This window comes from Heyndrickxia faecalis (assembly GCF_040267745.1).
In the GTDB taxonomy this organism is placed as follows: Bacteria; Bacillota; Bacilli; order Bacillales; family Bacillaceae_C; genus Weizmannia; species Weizmannia faecalis.
On sequence record NZ_CP158453.1, the window covers coordinates 237,519 to 254,700 of the forward strand.

General features: G+C 40.6%; 19 protein-coding genes. 12 read left to right on the top strand and 7 right to left on the bottom strand.

The genetic code is table 11. The annotated features are described in order from the left end of the window. The first annotated feature begins 92 nt into the window (after positions 1 to 92). On the top strand, positions 93 to 803 hold the full coding sequence (locus ABR335_RS01100) for an RsfA family transcriptional regulator (RefSeq protein WP_017550339.1): 711 nt from the start codon (positions 93 to 95) through the stop codon (positions 801 to 803). Between the two features lie 445 nt (positions 804 to 1,248). Here ABR335_RS01100 and ABR335_RS01105 read toward each other — a convergent pair whose 3' ends face one another. From ABR335_RS01105 to pta, 3 genes are all read right to left on the bottom strand, one after another. Beyond that, entirely contained in the window at positions 1,249 to 2,082 is an 834-nt protein-coding gene (locus ABR335_RS01105) for a lipoate--protein ligase family protein (protein WP_013860779.1), read from the bottom strand. A 31-nt stretch (positions 2,083 to 2,113) separates the two neighbouring features. After that, positions 2,114 to 2,293 carry a hypothetical protein gene (locus ABR335_RS01110; protein ID WP_017550341.1) on the bottom strand — a complete coding sequence of 60 codons (180 nt, stop codon included), beginning with the start codon at positions 2,291 to 2,293 and terminating at the stop codon, positions 2,114 to 2,116. Positions 2,294 to 2,676: 383 nt separating this feature from the next. Further along, complete coding sequence (gene pta / locus ABR335_RS01115) at positions 2,677 to 3,678, bottom strand: phosphate acetyltransferase (RefSeq protein WP_100228779.1); 1,002 nt, start codon at positions 3,676 to 3,678, stop codon at positions 2,677 to 2,679. 140 nt (positions 3,679 to 3,818) lie between these two features. Here pta and hemQ point away from each other — a divergent pair, with 140 nt between their 5' ends. Together hemQ and gerQ are read left to right on the top strand one after the other, a co-directional pair. Further along, positions 3,819 to 4,574: a hydrogen peroxide-dependent heme synthase gene (gene hemQ / locus ABR335_RS01120; protein ID WP_014096713.1), complete on the top strand. Its 756-nt coding sequence runs from the start codon at positions 3,819 to 3,821 to the stop codon at positions 4,572 to 4,574. A 160-nt stretch (positions 4,575 to 4,734) separates the two neighbouring features. Then, positions 4,735 to 5,181 carry a spore coat protein GerQ gene (gene gerQ, locus ABR335_RS01125; RefSeq protein WP_014096712.1) on the top strand — a complete coding sequence of 149 codons (447 nt, stop codon included), beginning with the start codon at positions 4,735 to 4,737 and terminating at the stop codon, positions 5,179 to 5,181. A gap of 42 nt (positions 5,182 to 5,223) precedes the next feature. Here the strand turns inward: gerQ and ABR335_RS01130 are convergent, their stop codons facing one another. The 3 genes from ABR335_RS01130 to ABR335_RS01140 all read right to left on the bottom strand — a co-directional run bounded on the left by ABR335_RS01130 (position 5,224) and on the right by ABR335_RS01140 (position 7,035). Then, on the bottom strand, positions 5,224 to 5,595 hold the full coding sequence (locus ABR335_RS01130) for a DUF423 domain-containing protein (RefSeq protein WP_017550344.1): 372 nt from the start codon (positions 5,593 to 5,595) through the stop codon (positions 5,224 to 5,226). 163 nt (positions 5,596 to 5,758) lie between these two features. After that, on the bottom strand, positions 5,759 to 6,004 hold the full coding sequence (locus ABR335_RS01135) for a YwdI family protein (RefSeq protein WP_017550345.1): 246 nt from the start codon (positions 6,002 to 6,004) through the stop codon (positions 5,759 to 5,761). 344 nt (positions 6,005 to 6,348) lie between these two features. Next, positions 6,349 to 7,035, bottom strand: coding sequence for a uracil-DNA glycosylase (locus tag ABR335_RS01140; protein ID WP_017550347.1), 687 nt, complete (start codon positions 7,033 to 7,035; stop codon positions 6,349 to 6,351). Between the two features lie 149 nt (positions 7,036 to 7,184). Between ABR335_RS01140 and ABR335_RS01145 the strand changes: the two genes are divergently transcribed. Continuing rightward, positions 7,185 to 7,532 carry a general stress protein gene (locus tag ABR335_RS01145; RefSeq protein WP_017550348.1) on the top strand — a complete coding sequence of 116 codons (348 nt, stop codon included), beginning with the start codon at positions 7,185 to 7,187 and terminating at the stop codon, positions 7,530 to 7,532. Between the two features lie 124 nt (positions 7,533 to 7,656). Here the strand turns inward: ABR335_RS01145 and ABR335_RS01150 are convergent, their stop codons facing one another. Beyond that, the gene (locus tag ABR335_RS01150) at positions 7,657 to 7,929 is read right to left on the bottom strand and encodes a helix-turn-helix domain-containing protein (RefSeq protein ID WP_017550349.1); all 273 of its coding nucleotides are present in this window, start codon (positions 7,927 to 7,929) and stop codon (positions 7,657 to 7,659) included. Between the two features lie 542 nt (positions 7,930 to 8,471). Between ABR335_RS01150 and ABR335_RS01155 the strand changes: the two genes are divergently transcribed. From ABR335_RS01155 to ABR335_RS01190, 8 genes are all read left to right on the top strand, one after another. Beyond that, positions 8,472 to 9,830 (top strand): IS4 family transposase, encoded by a 1,359-nt coding sequence (locus ABR335_RS01155; RefSeq protein WP_017550350.1) that lies wholly within the window; start codon positions 8,472 to 8,474, stop codon positions 9,828 to 9,830. A 148-nt stretch (positions 9,831 to 9,978) separates the two neighbouring features. Beyond that, entirely contained in the window at positions 9,979 to 10,206 is a 228-nt protein-coding gene (locus ABR335_RS01160; protein WP_017550351.1) for an uberolysin/carnocyclin family circular bacteriocin, read from the top strand. 74 nt (positions 10,207 to 10,280) lie between these two features. After that, positions 10,281 to 11,906, top strand: coding sequence for a hypothetical protein (locus ABR335_RS01165; protein WP_350346416.1), 1,626 nt, complete (start codon positions 10,281 to 10,283; stop codon positions 11,904 to 11,906). 431 nt (positions 11,907 to 12,337) lie between these two features. After that, on the top strand, positions 12,338 to 13,648 hold the full coding sequence (locus ABR335_RS01170; protein ID WP_014096942.1) for a transposase family protein: 1,311 nt from the start codon (positions 12,338 to 12,340) through the stop codon (positions 13,646 to 13,648). A gap of 196 nt (positions 13,649 to 13,844) precedes the next feature. Continuing rightward, the gene (locus tag ABR335_RS01175) at positions 13,845 to 14,189 is read left to right on the top strand and encodes a stage II sporulation protein M (RefSeq protein ID WP_268810717.1); all 345 of its coding nucleotides are present in this window, start codon (positions 13,845 to 13,847) and stop codon (positions 14,187 to 14,189) included. A 17-nt stretch (positions 14,190 to 14,206) separates the two neighbouring features. Beyond that, entirely contained in the window at positions 14,207 to 14,872 is a 666-nt protein-coding gene (locus ABR335_RS01180; RefSeq protein WP_035316509.1) for an ATP-binding cassette domain-containing protein, read from the top strand. Continuing rightward, positions 14,869 to 15,036 (top strand): hypothetical protein, encoded by a 168-nt coding sequence (locus ABR335_RS01185; protein ID WP_013860793.1) that lies wholly within the window; start codon positions 14,869 to 14,871, stop codon positions 15,034 to 15,036. Before ABR335_RS01180 ends, ABR335_RS01185 begins: the two co-directional genes overlap by 4 nt. A 558-nt stretch (positions 15,037 to 15,594) precedes the next feature. Beyond that, positions 15,595 to 16,908: an IS1380-like element ISBco1 family transposase gene (locus tag ABR335_RS01190; RefSeq protein ID WP_017550355.1), complete on the top strand. Its 1,314-nt coding sequence runs from the start codon at positions 15,595 to 15,597 to the stop codon at positions 16,906 to 16,908. The last annotated feature ends 274 nt before the right edge of the window (positions 16,909 to 17,182 follow it).

The window sequence follows — 17,182 nt, forward strand, 5'->3', positions numbered from 1 at the left end:
CTATTATTTTTTTACCATATTGGTATAAATTGCGTGTTTTTTGTCCATTCTCTTAGTACAAACAAAAAATTTACATTTTGGGGGTAATGAGAATGAAATCACGTCAAGATGCGTGGAGCGAAGAAGATGATTTGTTGCTGGCGGAAACAGTGCTCCGCCACGTGCGCGAAGGAAGCACACAGCTGAATGCTTTTGAGGAAGTCGGCGATAAGCTGAACCGTACATCCGCCGCCTGCGGTTTCCGCTGGAATGCGGTTGTCCGCCATAATTACGAACAGGCGCTGCAGCTTGCAAAAAAACAGCGCAAACAACGCCAGCGCCTGCTTGGAAAAGACCAGGGCGGGAAAAAGAAACTGCTGTACCAGCCGCCGGTTCCAACACTCGAGGAAATTGGCGAAATGCCGCTTGCTGAATTTCCAGAACAACCGGCTCCGGACGGGGAAGAAGCTGAAAACGGCAGCCCGCAAGTTTCACAGCCGACCGAAAGCAACGGGGATATGAGCCTTGTCAAGGTCATCAGCTATCTGCAATACTTGAACAATACGCAATTCCAAAGCACGATTTTAAAAAGTGAGAATGCAAGATTGAAGCACGAAAACCAGGAATTGAAAAAGGAAACGGAAGAATTGAAAAAACGTGTCCAAGAGCTCGAAGAAGGTTCGGTTACCATGCAGGAAGACTACGAAACCTTGATGAAAATCATGAACCGCGCGAGAAAATACGTCCTTTTCGAAGAAGACGAAACCGGGGCAACCAAATTTAAAATGGACCGCAACGGCAATCTCGAAAAGCTGGCAGAATAAGTTTCGGGCGAGCAAACAACAAAACCCATTGGGCGGTGCATGCTCAATGGGTTTTTAATGCCCGGGGCAGGCAATCATCCGGGCATCGGCTTTTTGACCCCGGTGTGTTTTGTCTTTTGGAGCCATTCTAAAAAACAATTGGACGTTGTTACCCGGGGGTCTTTTTCAGTGCCCTCCCAGCCGCGTATCAAAATGTCTTTCATCCGCTTCATGAAGGATAAAACAGAGGCCATCACCGGCCCCAAATGTCCTTCATCCGCCCCATGAAGGACAAAACAATCTCACCACAACCTCCAAATGTCCTTCACTCGCCCGATGAAAGACAAAAACGGGCTACCGCCACTTTAAATTGTCCTTCATCCCGCACATGAAAGACAATGGACTCCGGCCACACCTCAAGAATGTCTTTCATCAGATCAAGGAATGGCCCATTATCATCCATTCTTTACAAAAACCGGGCGTTTCTTTCCAGCATGCGTTCATAATATTTGCCGTACCATTTTGTTTCCTGTTCCGAAAGCGGGCGGGACACAAGCCGGCTCCCCAGCGTCTTCAGCGTTTGCAAAAGCCGCATGAAAACGTCCTGGACCGTGAGTATTTCCTGTAAAAGCTCCGACAAAGAAGCCATCACTTCAGGACGGACACACGGGTATTGCAACTTTGTCTCCGCGCCCTGTTTTGCCCGCTCATAAAAATCCTGAACGAGTTCTGCCCTGTCGGCGCCGCTGCCCGTCACGCATAAATAAATCTGGACAGCCACCCCTCTCCTGACCCGCCGCTGGGAGATGCCGGCGAATTTTTTCCCGCCAATGCTCAAATCATAACTCCCCGGGCAGTACGAGCCTGCTATTTCCCCCGCTTCAATTACAACCGGAAAATCCGAAAACATCATTTGGACCAGCTTAAACATCGCTTCGTATCCGCGGTTGATATCCATCCCCTTTTCCGTATCCGGCATAACAAGCGAAATGTTCAGCACGCCCGTATCCAATACAACGGCAAGCCCGCCTGAATTACGGACAATATACCGAAATCCTCTATTTTTAAGAACAGCCAGCCCCTCCTCAAAAAAGGGCAATTTTGTATCCTGAATGCCCAGGCTGACGGTGTCGTGATGCACCCATGTCCGGACAACAGCCGGGGAGGCGTTTGCCCCTACAGAGGTGCACAATGTGTCGTCCATCGCAAATGACTGGGCCGCTTCAAACTGCGGGCCCAACCCGGACTGGTCCATCACCCGCCACTCGGGCTGCTTCAGCAATTGCAGCGCTTCTTCCATGTTGATCCTTCCCCCATTTATTTTACTACTATCATATCATGCCGGATTGACTACCAAAAAGCTGCTCTCGAAACCCCTCTATTGGCAAGGATTCGAGAGCAGTGCTGAACCATCGGCTATCGCATGCCTTAGTAAAAATTGCCCCGGCTGCACATAAATTCCCAATACGATCAAATTCAGCCTTTTCCCTTTTCTCCCCAAATTCTTCCATTATAAAATGCCTTCCCTCCGGCCGTATAAAACATAAAAAAGGTTTGGCATCATGCAAAAGCCAAACCAAAAGAAGGCAAGCACTCTAATCCCCGGCGCTTCCGGGGGGTGCAAGCCGGAAAAGAGGAGTCCCGGCCACATACCAAAGGCCATTTTCCCCCGCAATGTCCAACAGCTTTACTACTGTGCCGGCTGTTTGCCACTTTTCCGCTCATGCCGAATCATTGCGGCATGGATACACAGTTTTATTTCATTTTGTTAAAAAAATCACAATGCTGCCGGACGCGGACATTGCCGGCAATTTGCCTGCCGGGCTGCTCCCAAGGATCAACCCGTTCTCCTCCAAACTTTGTCCACCCAACAGCCGGAAGCCTGGCAACTCCCTTACAAACTTTGTGCCGCGGAAATCAAAGCCAAATGATAAACATCTTCCGCATTGCAGCCGCGCGACAAATCATTGACAGGCGCATTCAGCCCTTGCAAAATCGGGCCAACTGCCTCAAAACCGCCAAGACGCTGGGCCATTTTATAACCGATATTCCCCGCATCCAGATTTGGAAAAATAAACACGGTTGCATTGCCCTGAATCACGGAATCCGGCGCTTTCTTTTGTGCAACAGCCGGCACATACGCAGCATCAAACTGCATCTCGCCGTCCACCACAAGCTCCGGATCGCGTTCTTTTGCCAACCGGACAGCCTGCGCCACTTTCTCCGTCTCATCGGAATGGGCGGAGCCTTTTGTTGAAAAGCTCAGCATCGCAATCCTTGGTTCAATATCAAATGTCCGGGCAGTTTTTGCGCTCTCCGCGGCTGTTTCCGCCAAATCCTGGCTGTCCGGTGAAATATTGATTGCACAATCTGCGAAAACAAATTTCTCTTCGCCCCTCACCATAATGAAGACGCCGGAAACTTTTTTCACGCCCTGCTTTGTTTTAATGATCTGCAATGCCGGCCGGACTGTATCAGCCGTCGAATGGATGGCACCGCTTACCAGACCGTCCGCCTTTTTCAAATAGACAAGCATGGTGCCGAAATAATTGACGTCTTTTAATATTTGGCGCGCATCTTCCTCCGTCGCCTTGCCTTTTCTCCGTTCCACAAAAGCCTGCACCATTTCTTCAAAACCGGCATAGTCTTCCGGGTCATACACTGCAACGCCCTCGACGGAAACACCGATGTCCCGTGCTTTTGCCTGGATTTCGTCCTTGTTCCCGATTAAAACCGGCCGGATCACTTCATCGGATGCAAACCGTGAGACAGCTGTTAAAACTCTTTCATCCGAACTTTCCGGGAAAACAATCGTTTTGTTGTGCCCCCGCACTTTTTCTTTTATCCCGTCAAAAAATGTACTCACGCTCAACACTCCTCGTATAACGGTATCCATTTTAAGGATAATCCATTTTTCCGGAAAATCAAAGGCAAAAGAAGGCTTCTTTTAGACAATTTCGCGGTAGCCGTAATATTTTTTCCCTTTTCTAACCTGTGTTATAGTAAGGGAAGAGAAAAACATTTGGAGGGAAAAAAATGAGCGAAGCAGCAGAAACACTGGACGGCTGGTACTCACTGCATGATTTCCGTTCTCTCGACTGGGCGGGCTGGAAGGCGCTGCCTGCCGAGGAAAGGGATGCTACGGTGAAAGAATTCCGGCAATTTCTTCAGCAACTGGATGCCATCCAAAGCAAACACGAAGGGGCTTATGCTTTATATACCATCACCGGCCAGAAAGCCGACTTTGTTTTATGGACGATGCGGCCGGCCCTGGAAGACCTCGAAGAAATTGAAACAGCCTTTAATAAATTAAGGATTGCTGATTTTACCATTCCGGCATATTCGTACATCGGTGTAAATGAACTGAGCAACTATGTGCGCGGCGGGAAAGCGGACGAGTCTGCGTATGAAAATCCGCGTGTCCGCGAGCGCCTCTACCCGACATTGCCGAAATCCAAATACTTCTGTTTCTACCCGATGGATAAACGGCGCGAAGGCAATGACAACTGGTACATGCTGCCAATGGAGGAACGCAAGGAGTTAATGAAAAGCCACGGATTGATCGGCCGCAAATATGCCGGCAAGGTAAAACAATATATTCTCGGTTCCACCGGGCTTGACGACTACGAATGGGGTGTGGCTTTATTATCCGATGATGCCCTGCAGTTTAAAAAAATCGTCTATGAAATGCGGTTTGACGAAGCCAGCGCAAGGTACGGAGAATTCGGCCCGTTCTATGTCGGCAGCCTGCTTGACGAAGAACGGTTAACCTCCTATTTGCATATTGGTTAAGAAAAATCCTTCCAGCCTGCTGGAAGGATTTTTTCACGAGAGATCTTAAGCATAACCCGTTTCCGGCCGGCATACACATAAATGTAGTGAATGCCCTTGTTTTTTGTGCATTTTACAAAAACCAGGGCAGACCGATATGCAAAATGGAGGGGGAAATCAGTTGGAAAACGGCAATTACACACCGCCCGTATACGGATATCCTTATTATTACCGGCAGTCCGCACAGCCTTATTACGGAGGATATTATCCGCCGTACCAGGTTCCCGGGGGGCAGCAAGCGCAGGCACCCTCACAGAACCTGCCCGGCCAGCTTCCGCTTGAACAATCGTATATTGAAAATATTTTGCGGCTGAATAAAGGAAAACTGGTCACGCTGTACGCCACGTTTGAAAACAACCGGGAATGGAATGCTAAAGTGTTCAATGGCATTATTGAAGCTGCCGGACGGGACCATGTCATCCTTAGTGATCCGCAAACCGGGCAGCGTTATTTAATCCCGATGGTCTATGTTGATTACGTTGTCTTCTCTGAAGAAATCGAATATGAATACCCATATGGTAGCACAACGCAAGCCGGTCAGCCGCTGGCAACCTATCCGCCGCGGTGATCAGCGAAAGAAAAAACAGCTCCGAAACCGGGCTGTTTTTTCTTACATCCACTTTACCGCCGCTATAGCAAGCAGTATCCAGGAAGCAAGGAACGCGACGCCTCCGATTGGCGTAATCGCACCAAGCACACTGATTTTCGTTAAGCTTAAAACATAAAGGCTGCCGGAGAAAAGGACGATGCCAATCAGCATCAACCATCCTGACCAGCTGAGCAGTGCGGATGATTTGAGGATGCCGGAAAGAATGCCGATCGCAATCAACCCGAGCGCATGGTACATTTCATAACGGACGCCGGTCTCCCAAATATCCAGATACTTCTGATCCATGATCCCTTTCAACCCGTGGGCCCCAAAAGCCCCGAGCGCAACAGATATACATGCGTTAATTGCTCCGAGAAAAACAAAAATATTCATGCGATGCACTCCCGTTTTTTAATATGAAACGCTGCCAACGTAAATGTTCACCATACAAAGCTGGATACCAATAGGAAGCTATGATGGCAGTGCAAACCGTATAAGAAGCTGCAGAGGAAAACAGGGACTCCCGCTTGGCTGGCGTTGTTTCAATTGTTTGCGATTAAAAGTCAAAAATAGAGTCCCCGTTTGCACCATCTTCCGTTTTCAACGGCTCCGGATTAAGCACCGGTTTCGGCACAGAAGGACCGGCAGGCAATGGCTGTTCAGGCTGGCTTTCCAATAAAACTTCGCACAAAGCTTTTACCGCATAGATATGCTCCCTGAGTTGTTCCGCCGGCATTGCCTGTTTTGCCTTTGCCAATTCCTGCTCCATTTTTTCCAAAAGCATTTCCGTTGTAATGGCCATATCCGCACCTCTGTTCAATTTCCAGCCTGAAAATTTGTGCCCTGTTGTTTTCCATCCCACTGCTGGTGCCGCGTTACGTGCAGCATGGGTGAAGATTGGTGATGGCTGAGTTTCATTCTTCCGATCGCATCATGGCGGCATGGTGCCGGCCCTGACAATGTTTCCTTCCTTTGATAGCCGCCTTTGCCGTCTGCTAAAATGACAGCTGCCAAAAGAGATTCCGTTTCTTACATTTATTTTAACAGAGGCCGTCTGTCCGAACAATGCGGAACGCTGTCATACTTTGCAAAAAAGCCGCCATGTTTCACGTGGAACATTGTCGGATTTCCTCGATGGAATGCGTTTTAAAGCTTTTCCTGTTCCGGCAGCTGCCAGTCGATCTCTTTTTCTCCCAACTTGCGCAAAATATTGTTGGTTTTTGAAAACGGGCGGCTCCCGAAAAAACCGCGATGGGCGGACAACGGGCTTGGGTGGGCAGCAGTTAAAACGAAATGTTTGTTGGTGTCGATCAGCGCTTTTTTGCTCTGTGCAGGCCTCCCCCATAACAGAAAAATGACAGGTGTTTCTTTCGCATTGATTTTCCGGATCACTTCGTCTGTAAAAATCTCCCATCCCATTCCCTGATGCGAATGGGCCTGCCCCTCCCTGACAGTCAACACGGTGTTTAACAGCATCACGCCCTGCTTTGCCCAGCTGACCAGGCACCCGTGCTGCGGAATCCTGCACCCAAGGTCGTCATGCAGCTCTTTGAAAATATTCCGGAGCGAAGGGGGAATCTCCACCCCCGGCTTTACTGAAAAACTGAGCCCGTGCGCCTGGCCCGGTCCGTGGTAAGGGTCCTGGCCAAGCAGGACAACCTTAATATCCCGGTAAGCCGTATAATGGAAAGCATTAAAGATATCGTACATATCAGGGTGAATCCGCTTTGTTGCATATTCCTTTTTGAGGAACTCCCTCAATTTTAAATAATATGCTTTTTGGAATTCCTCCTTTAAAAGCGGGCCCCAGTCATTTTTAAAGATGTCTTTCATTCCGTTTACAGCCCCTTTCTATCATCTAATTTAATTTTACCAGTTTCCCTGTCCGGCGGCTGTAAAACTTTTCTTTGTTTAAGGACGGCAGGAAGCGGTTATATAAATGTCAAAAGAAGCATCACCATTTTTCGGAAGGAGGAAGACAGATGCATAAAATAGAAGTTGTCGAAAACGGGCTCGAAGCGACAAATAAGACAACCGAGTTTGAAAATGAAGGATTTTCGAAAGACAATATTTATATTTTCTCGCATGACAAAAACCGGTCAAAAGATTTAACCGATGCAACGGAAACCGGATCGGTCGGCATGGAAGAACAAGGGGTCGTTGATTCGGTCGGCAATCTGTTAAGGGAGCGGGGAGATGAGCTGCGTTCGAAAATGCAGGCGCTCGGATTGTCGGAGATGGAAGCCGTACAGTATGAAAAAGTACTCGACGAGGGGCGCGTTGTCGTCATCGCCACGGATAACCAGGAGGGGCCTGAACACCTGCTATAAAACCGGACCGGGCCGGCGTTCCTTAAGCCGGCTTTTTTCTGCTTTTATTAGGTTAAATGGCTCATATTCAGCCATCCTGGGACGTGTCTTTAAACCAGGCCAATTAAACTAACAGTTGCAAAAATTATAAAAACAGATCACTTAAGAGAGACAAAAAACTGTCAGCTGATAATTCTAGTCTGCTCAATATGTAAAAAAAGGTAAACAGACTGGGTAGTACTTGACCTTTTTCAATCCGATGAACCGTTTTTTCGGATAATATGTTGCCTGCAAGATCCTTTTGCGTCAAACCCTTTTCTAATCTGGCAGTTTTTACTGCTACCCCTACATTTTCGGCATTTATGATTTTTTGTAAAAACATTTCCTCTGATTGAAATTGTTTGTCTTGATATACCATCAGCTCCCACCCCATATGATTTGAGTATTCTATTTTTGATTTACAAGTTTTGATTTACAAGCTTATCATTTCAAATTAAAAAAACGAACAATTAAAAATTCAAATCAATCACAAAATCTTTCGATACTTTTTATTTTAATAAATTACTGACTGTTGTCAACGAAAAATTTTTCGGCATCACTAAAGATATATGCTGAAATCTATCAGACACTTTTTCCAAAAGCTTTACTTCATCACCCATCCTTCTGTTTTCAGGTATAACTGGACACATGTGTCTATTGTCAACAAACACACATTTTAATAACATACACTTGAACAAATTGATAATTTCCAAGCAATAAATGATATAAATGTGCATAACATTTATATAAAAGTTATTAAAATAGGCCCTTCGGGTTAAATTAAAATCTAAAACTTGAAACACTAAAATTCATTCTCATTACTTGTCTTACAAGGGTTTAGAGCAAAAATAAAAGCATGAACACTGGAAACTCGGTATAATTGAAGTGCTAACTAACAATTAATCGAGGAGTGTTCATGTTATGAAAATTATAACACAAAACGACCATCAATCTCTTGAAATTTTATCTTCAATCGAAGCATTTTTTTTGCGTTTCCGCTTATCTCAAATTGCGAAGGTTTCAAACGCTGTAAAGACAAAAGGTGTTCCATTTCAAACACTGTTCTGTTATTTGATCAGTACACTTTTCTCAAACAGATCTGCATACCGTGATTATTTGAAGCATCAAGATCAGCTCGGATTCTCAGATAAGACTTTCCGTAATCTACTGAATAACGGCAAAATCAATTGGCAAAAGTTCTTGGTTTTGCTCTGCCGCCGTATCATTGTGTTCATCGAACCCTTGACCGAACCAACACGCCGGAATGTATTCATTGTGGATGATTCCATGTATGAGCGAGCCAGCGCAAAGCACGTTGAACTTGCGGCGTTTCAGTTTGACCATGCGAAACACAAATATACCCGTGGCTTTCGGTTTCTTCAACTCGGTTGGAGTGACGGCAATACATTCCTCCCTGTTAACTTTTCCTTGCTTTCTGGCAAGAATCAAGTGTGCAGCCCAAAATCCATCGACGGCCGTACACTTTCAGGAAAGCGTAAGATTCAGGCACAGCGCAAAGCAACCAATGTAGTGTTGGAATTGTTATCATCAGCCTTGTCTCAAGGAGTGAATGCTTCCTACGTCTTGTTTGATTCCTGGTTTTCTAGCCCTAAGATGTTTCATCAGTTGCGTGAAATGGGACTTCATGGAGTAGCCATGGTGAAACGTTCTAAGAAAGTTTATTACCAGTTCAACGGTGGACTGATTGATGTGAAAACGATCTTTAACACCCAGAAGAAACGTCGCGGACGTTCACGCTATCTGTTATCCGTTCTTGTTGAAGCAGTTGACGGGGAAACGTCGGTTCCAGTCAAACTTGTTTATATCCGCAACCGCAATAAACGAAATGATTACCTTGTCTTGGCGACAACGGACACCCGGCTCTCTGAAGATGAAGTTATTCAGCTTTACGGAAAGCGCTGGTCGATTGAAGTATACTTCAAGATGTGTAAACAGTACCTCCGCCTGGCAAAATATCAAGGATTGTCTTATGACGGTATCTTTGCACATACCGCTCTTGTCGCAATTGGTTACTCAATCCTTGCAGTCCAACACCGTGAACAGGTAGATGATCGGACCCTGGGTGAGTTGTTTTATCTCATGGTTGATGAACTTACTGACATCACCTTCGCAGAAGCGATTCAACAATTGATTGATTTATTTAAAGAAGCTTTTAAGGATGAGTATATCCTTTGTGAAGAAGTACTAAATACTATTATTGAGCAATTTTTAAAAAAATTACCTGTCAGCTATCAAAAACACCTAATTAAAGCAGCTTAGCTCTAAATTAGCCGGGGTAACCGCAGTGGTGACAAGGGGTTTGCACGATTTTCGTACTTTCAAGTTTTAGTTAAAATAATAAAAATATTAAATTTTAAAAATGTAACTAATCCCGAGGGTCTACTTTTAAAAGGGAGGTGAATATAATATGGGATTATTCCACGTTGCATCTAAGTTTCATGTTTCTGCAGGAATAGCATCTGGTGTTGTTACAGCTGTATTGCATGCTGGTACTATAGCATCTATAATAGGAGCCGTCACAGTAGTTATGTCAGGTGGCGTTGATGCAATCCTCGATATGGGATGGACAGCGTTTATTGCAGAAGTAAAACATTTAGCTAAGGAATATGGCAAAAAAAGAGCTATTGCTTGGTAAAAACTGGAACAGCCAGGATCTACAGTCCTGGCTGTTAAAAAACATTTATTGATTTTTATTGTGGAGTGATGTTTATGGGGATTTTTAGGCTTGTTATGCTATATATCATAAATACATACTCAACCCGAGGTTTTTTAATAAAAAAGGTACTGAAAATAAAGAGCACTAAAAAATACATTCTATTGAGTTTTTTGTTTGAAGTCTTTATATCTGTATTTTTAATTTCTATTTTTAACAAGATCTTTTTACCGGACCATAAAAATATTCTTATTGGAGTGGCTCTGATTCTGACTGTTGGCGACCAAGTGAAAGCTGTTATGACAACAAGAAAAATGTTAGATGAAAGGTACTTGGTCTATCATTTTAGCAGGTATCTCGGGAAGAATAACAATTTAATGAAAAAGGTTATACTGCTCGACTGGATGGTTAGCATGGTGCAAAGTTTAACCAAAATCGTGCCGTTTGGGGTGTTTTTTTATTTACACAGGATGGGAACGAAGTACATATTGATTGTGATTTTGTTCGAACTGCTCCTGTTTTGTATTCATTTACTTGGAAAATCGTTATCTTATCATAAAGGTTTCCGTATTGTACTAAACCTGACAACAAAAGCTTTGTTATGCTGCTTCGTTTATACCGTTGCTTCCATCTTCATGCAAATCATTTATGAATCAAGACGTAACATATCTACTTATGGATATAAATTAAAAGCCATCACAAATTTAAATAATCAAGCAAAAGAAATACTTCTAAGCTCAAATTTGTTTATCATTTTTAAAAATGCAGCCTTGTTTGTTAGCCATATGCATATTCTCACGGCTACTTTAACCGTGGTATTGCTATTCATCATTAGTATTATCATTTTTGCTTTCTCAAAAGATACGAAGGAAGTTTATTATCAAACGCCCTTCTTTGGTTTTTTATATAAAACATTGAATAAGGAGCACTATTATACCTATGCTGACTACTATTCTTTAAAAGCAAACTCAAAAGAATTACTGAACAATCCTTTTGACCTGTTTATCACGGGAGAACTTTCTGTCAGTACAGGAATTTCATTGGCCTCGGCACCTTATATTCATAATATCATCGTTACCCTTATTTTTATGTTTTTTCAGCTCCACATCATTCTGAAGGGAGCGATAAACACTACAAGCTTTATCTACAAAAAAATTTTTAAGCTTGAACAAGAATGTTCTATGATGGAAATTTTTAAAATATATGAGTTAAAAAAGAATGGTATTCTATTCTCAAAATATGAATTATTAAAAAGAACGATCAATATATATTTATTTTGTCATTTGTTTTTGTTCTTTATTGCAACTTTGTTTATTTCGTTTCAACAAAGTCTATCTTTTTTGATTTTAATTCCATTTTTTTATGCAATAAAAAACGAATATGTTTTATACTCACTTAGAACCAATTATGACGTTTTTGTTTTATTACTTAGCAAAAGTAATCCTCCCAAAATTAACAGGCTGAATGAATTCGATGGATTCTCTTTAATTGCTACAGCGAATAATGTATTATCTAAGCTTGTAACCCAATTTACAATATTAGGGTTGATCATAATAGCGATGTTCAAATTTATCTCGGGGATTTATTGGCTCTGCCCCTTCTTGGCTATCGCCTTTACTCTTTTTGGACAAGTAGTTTACAGCAACAAGGATTACAAAAAAATCAAACAGTCCTGTCAATAGGTTTATTAAAACAAAAAATAACTAAACACGGGGATTTAAGAATTTATGAAAAATATAATTACCACATATAAAAAATACTTTTTTGTTTCTTTAGCCGTTTATTGTATTAGTTTTATAACCGGAGCATTCTTATCAAAATTTTTAAGTTTCAAGTATACCGAAAATGAGCAAAGATTTGTTGACCTGTTTCTTCATAATTATACATTGGGGCTTAAAATCATGGTATTACAGCTCTGAGGAGTAAAAATTTTTCGTGATAATTTAACTATTCCCCCCCCCCAAAAATGCGGCTAAATATGTAATAATTTAAATAATTAGAGCTTGCTGGACGAATATTTTGGTATGGCTTAGTGACAAGTCGAATACAAGCTAAAATTTGATTCGTTCAGCAAGCCCTAATTAAACTTGGCTGTTTTGAGGGGGTTTTTATTTTGGTTACTAGAAAAGAAAAAAGAAATCGTGAAAAAGAAGCAAATTATTTTTTCGAGTTCCTTAAAATTCAGAAGCATTTTTTCAAAGACCTGATGAATAACCTAAAAAAGGTAGCAGACCACCGACATCAAAGCTATATCACTTATGGTCCAGAGGTCCTTTTATTTACGATGATGTTGAAAAATATGACCGGCCTAAAATCCATGAGAAACATGAGTGAGCGTTTTAATAAAGAAGAATGTATTAAAAATGTAGGGAAGGTGTTAGGCTTAGATTTTCTTGAAGAACTTCCACATTATGATACAATTAACGACTTTTTATCTGGCTTAGATGTAAATGAATTAGAAAAAATTAGAACGTATATGATTAAAGAATTATTGAAAAAAAGGTCTCTCGAGTCTTATCGAATTGAAGGAAAGTACTGGGGTGTCATCATTGATGGAACTGGATTACACACCTTTCATAAGAAACATTGTAAACACTGCCTGAGACGGGCATATACAAATAAAGAAACAGGAGAAACGAACGTACTTTATATGCACCATGTACTTGAAGCCAAGCTTGTCGTGGGGGATATGGTCTTCAGTATTGCCTCCGAATTTATCGAAAATGAATCAGAAAATGTTTCTAAGCAAGATTGTGAATTAAAAGCCTTCGACAGGCTGGCAAAGAAAATAAAAAAAATATTTAAAAGACTACCGATTTGTATCTTGGGAGATAGTCTCTATGCATGTGAAACGGTATTTAATCTGTGCAGGGCGCACAAATGGAAATATATATGCAGATTTAAGGAAGGGAGAATTAAAAGTATCTCGACGGAGTTTAAGGCAATAAAAGAGCTGGAACAAAGTAAGGATCAGAATTCATTAGTTTGGGTGAATGATATTGCCTACAAAGACAGAACGGTCAATCTGATGGAGGCCACAATGAAAACAGAGGATGGGAAATCGAAAGAGTATGTATTTATAACGGATATTAAAATCACGAAAAAGAACGTGGAACGACTCATCGCTGCAGGAAGAAGCCGCTGGAAGATTGAAAATCAAGGATTTAACGAACAAAAAAATAATCGTTACAATATAGAACATGCCAATAGCCAAAACTACACAGCCATGAAAAATCATTATTTATTAGTTCAAATAACAGATATTATTAGACAGCTGTTTGAAAAAGGTTCGTCAATCTTAAAAGCACTCAAAAAAACGGCAAAAGAAAAATCCTCAAATCTGTTGGAATCGTTTCGGACACGCATTTTAACAGACGAGGATTTCACCCATTTAAGTAAGCCAATACAAGTAAGGTTTACTTAATGGTTATATTATAGCAAAGGATGTGATGTAAAAAAAGGTTTTTTTGAAGTTATCCACAATTTTAAAAAAGAAATTTGCAAATTCGGCTCTTTTTGACTTTGAAAGCAGAAAAAATAGATGGAAAAATTTTCTAAATGTGGATAAGTCATTTTATCATAAAACATCTAAAAATTGATGAATTTACTCTTCAGAACTGATGGTATTAGGTTGGATTAGTTTGGGTGTAATTAGTATAATATATTTGGGGTATAATGGGGTTTTTTTAGGTGCTTTCTCATTTGCAATTATAAGAAACCATGGGCTCAAACCTGTATTAACCGGAATAATCCCACATGGGATTATAGAAGTAATTGCATTTTTGCTTTTTGCAACAATTGGCTTTGAAAGCCTGCGTTGCATTAACATTTTAAAATTGAATTCTAAAAGTGAACAAGAGTTAAGATATAAAGTTGAAATTATAAAGTTAGTATCGATTTTTCTTTTCGCAACCATTTTATTGGTAATTGCTGCATGGATTGAAGCGGACATATCACATGTATGAACGGAAGTGAAATAGATATGGAAAGGATATCAATAAAGCATTTAACTTATGGTTATGAAAATCAACCCAGGTTATTTAATAACGTAAATATCGAGATAGATCAAAACAGTATTGTAAGATTATATGGAAAAAACGGTTCAGGAAAGACTACTTTGCTGAAAATCATTGCAAATATTATAGACGATCCTCATCTGTCTTATGAGTTGCGGTTTTTTGGTGAAAAGCTAAGTTTTGCAGACATTCGCAAGCGTAGAGTATTTGTTGGAGACTCTCCTGTATTTTATGAAGAATTAACAATGGAACAAAATATTCAATTTTACAATTTGTTATTTCATTACGGCCCTGTATTCAGCAAACAAGTATATGAATACTGTAAAAAGTTTGATGTTGATGCCTATAAGAATGAGCAAGTGAAAAATTTGTCATTAGGGACCCGGCAAAAAATCTTTTTATCCATTAACTTATCGATCCCTTCAGAATTGGTCTTATTGGATGAGCCGTTTAATTCCTTGGACACTTCCAGTAGAAAAGTTTTATCTGACATCATCACACAAAGTAAGCAAAAAACGTTTGTTATTGTGTCACATGAAAAGGAAGCAAGCCTGTCTTTCACACATGAATTAAATAGCGAAAATTGGCAGTTAAAAAGTTTAAATAACACGGATGGGGGTGTGAGAGAATGAAATCCGCCATGTTCACGCTGGTACTAATCGCCATTTTTGTTTTTGTCTATATTAAAAAAACGGGGATTTCAAATATATCTATTCCAAAGTTATTGTTTATACCGGCGATTTTTATCGCAGCCTATTTTATAGACAAAAAGTTGCAACAGAAATTACGAAAATAAGCATTCATACCAGCAATTTCCTGGGCCAGTTGCCAGATTAAACATAGGTAAAACAACGATGGGAATGCACTTTTAGAAGAAGCTGGTCCGGAATTGCGCAAATTCATCGTTGTGGAACGCGACGTGAAGCAGGAGCAGTTTCCTCCCATAAACTAAAAACGCCGCACAAGATTGTTTCTTTTCACAAAGGGCATTGAAAAAAAACACCCATTTTGTAAAAGAAGGATACGTATGCCCTTTTTGAAGAAAAATGCCCTTTTTATTTTTATTGAATTTGAAAACCTGGAAGGAAAGCCAAAAATACGGGATCATTCATTTTCCAGCGCCTCGATTAAGGGTAATTTTTAATTCAAATAATAACATTTATGGAATCCTCATTTTTATCATTTTTTCAGTTATAAACCTGAATTATTCACAGAAATTCAGAAACTTATTATAACTTATGGATTACCAAGCCTTTTCGGCTTTATTGTAATTCATTAAAAAAATGAAAAAAGAATCCATTTCTGTTAAAGTTAAAGTAACCAAAACAAAAACCAAACAGAAAGGACTCTTTATATGGTTACTTTAACGCAAAAAACACTTGATTTCAATCATAAAATTAAATTGTCAAATGATGGAGGTTCTCTTTCCTCCGATACAGGTGAGTTTCTTTTTAGAGAATTCGATGAAAAAATTGGTTTTTCAAAGACTTTAGTTAAGTACTTGAGACTTAACGATTCAAGGAAATATTATCTTCATTCAAATGAAAACTTGTTACGTCAAAAAGTCTATCAAATCATTGCCGGGTATGCGGAAGATGATGCGGCTGATCAGTTGACTCATGATCCTGTGTTTAAGGAAATCATTGAAACTCCAACACTTGCTTCCCAGCCCAGTTTGTCTCGCTTTTATACACGATTTGATAAAGATTCAATTGAACAATTAAATCTGGCTAACCAAGAAATGCTTGATAAGATTCATTGTTTTCGACAATCGAAAGAGTTATTTATCGACTTGGATTCGACTCATTCGGATACATATGGGGACCAAGAATCTTCGTCATATAATACTCATTATGGCACGATGGGTTTTCATCCATTAGTCGCCTTTGATGGTGCGACTGGTGACTTTTTGAAAGCACAACTCCGTCCCGGAAATGTTTATACATCAAATGGTGTGGTGGAATTTATTCGGCCTCTCATTAAACATTATAACGAAATGTTTCCGGAAACTACCCTGTTTCTTCGTGGAGATAGCGGGTTTGCTGTTCCGGGATTATACGATCTGTGTGAAGAAGAATCTGTTTTGTATATTATTCGGTTGAAATCGAATTCACAACTACAAAGTTTAGCGAAGGAATACCATCCTTCTTCCGCACCTTTAGATGTTTCCAAGACGGAAACCTATTATGAAGAAACGATTTACCAAGCAAAATCATGGTCAAAACCAAGAAGGGTGATTATTCAATCGGTACGTCCTGCAGGTGAGCTGTTCTTTACCCATTCCTTTTTTGTTACTAACTTTGAATTAGCTTTTCCTCAAGATATCGTCCGAGCTTATCAAAAAAGAGGGACGATGGAAAACTATATCAAAGAAGCAAAAAATGGCTTTTACTTTGATCATATGAATAGCCACGCTTTTCTAGTGAACGAAGTAAAAATGATGTTAACACTTCTTGCATATAATTTGACCAATTGGTTACGAACTCTTTGTTTTCCGGAAGGTCAAAAAACTATGCAAATTGATACGATACGTACTCGGTTAATTAAAGCGGCAAGTAAAGTCGTGAAATCAGGCAGATCCCTTTACTTCAAACTATCATCGAGTTTTGTGTATCAAAATTTCTTTTGGGATGTACTGAATCGAATTCAAAAGCTACAATTGGAATGACCAATAGAATACTTCTCATAACTGAAAAAATAAATTTTTCAGTCAAGGGGCAAGTATGCCCAAAATACCAGAGTTGTTCTATTGAAAATTCAGTTATTTTATGAATTGGCTACGGTTCTTAATTAAATACCGTTATTTTCAACTAATTTAACAAAATTTATCAAATGGGATTTGTAGCTATGAATATTTCAGGTAAAATATTGTTTTCACAAGACATGGTTCTTTATCATGAAATTCTTATTTTTCTCAAGTTAAAATATAGTACAGATGATTA

Coding starts and splice junctions, on each gene's coding strand:
- pta (WP_100228779.1), bottom strand. CDS start 3,678: ATGGATACCGTTATACGAGGAGTGTTGAGCGTGAGTACATTTTTTGAC.
- ABR335_RS01140 (WP_017550347.1), bottom strand. CDS start 7,035: ATGAAAGACATCTTTAAAAATGACTGGGGCCCGCTTTTAAAGGAGGAA.
- ABR335_RS01185 (WP_013860793.1), top strand. CDS start 14,869: ATGAAATCCGCCATGTTCACGCTGGTACTAATCGCCATTTTTGTTTTT.
- ABR335_RS01175 (WP_268810717.1), top strand. CDS start 13,845: ATGGTATTAGGTTGGATTAGTTTGGGTGTAATTAGTATAATATATTTG.
- ABR335_RS01180 (WP_035316509.1), top strand. CDS start 14,207: ATGGAAAGGATATCAATAAAGCATTTAACTTATGGTTATGAAAATCAA.
- ABR335_RS01105 (WP_013860779.1), bottom strand. CDS start 2,082: ATGGAAGAAGCGCTGCAATTGCTGAAGCAGCCCGAGTGGCGGGTGATG.
- ABR335_RS01150 (WP_017550349.1), bottom strand. CDS start 7,929: ATGGTATATCAAGACAAACAATTTCAATCAGAGGAAATGTTTTTACAA.
- hemQ (WP_014096713.1), top strand. CDS start 3,819: ATGAGCGAAGCAGCAGAAACACTGGACGGCTGGTACTCACTGCATGAT.
- ABR335_RS01130 (WP_017550344.1), bottom strand. CDS start 5,595: ATGAATATTTTTGTTTTTCTCGGAGCAATTAACGCATGTATATCTGTT.
- ABR335_RS01190 (WP_017550355.1), top strand. CDS start 15,595: ATGGTTACTTTAACGCAAAAAACACTTGATTTCAATCATAAAATTAAA.
- ABR335_RS01155 (WP_017550350.1), top strand. CDS start 8,472: ATGAAAATTATAACACAAAACGACCATCAATCTCTTGAAATTTTATCT.
- ABR335_RS01110 (WP_017550341.1), bottom strand. CDS start 2,293: ATGGAAGAATTTGGGGAGAAAAGGGAAAAGGCTGAATTTGATCGTATT.
- ABR335_RS01135 (WP_017550345.1), bottom strand. CDS start 6,004: ATGGCCATTACAACGGAAATGCTTTTGGAAAAAATGGAGCAGGAATTG.
- ABR335_RS01160 (WP_017550351.1), top strand. CDS start 9,979: ATGGGATTATTCCACGTTGCATCTAAGTTTCATGTTTCTGCAGGAATA.
- ABR335_RS01165 (WP_350346416.1), top strand. CDS start 10,281: ATGGGGATTTTTAGGCTTGTTATGCTATATATCATAAATACATACTCA.
- ABR335_RS01100 (WP_017550339.1), top strand. CDS start 93: ATGAAATCACGTCAAGATGCGTGGAGCGAAGAAGATGATTTGTTGCTG.
- ABR335_RS01145 (WP_017550348.1), top strand. CDS start 7,185: ATGCATAAAATAGAAGTTGTCGAAAACGGGCTCGAAGCGACAAATAAG.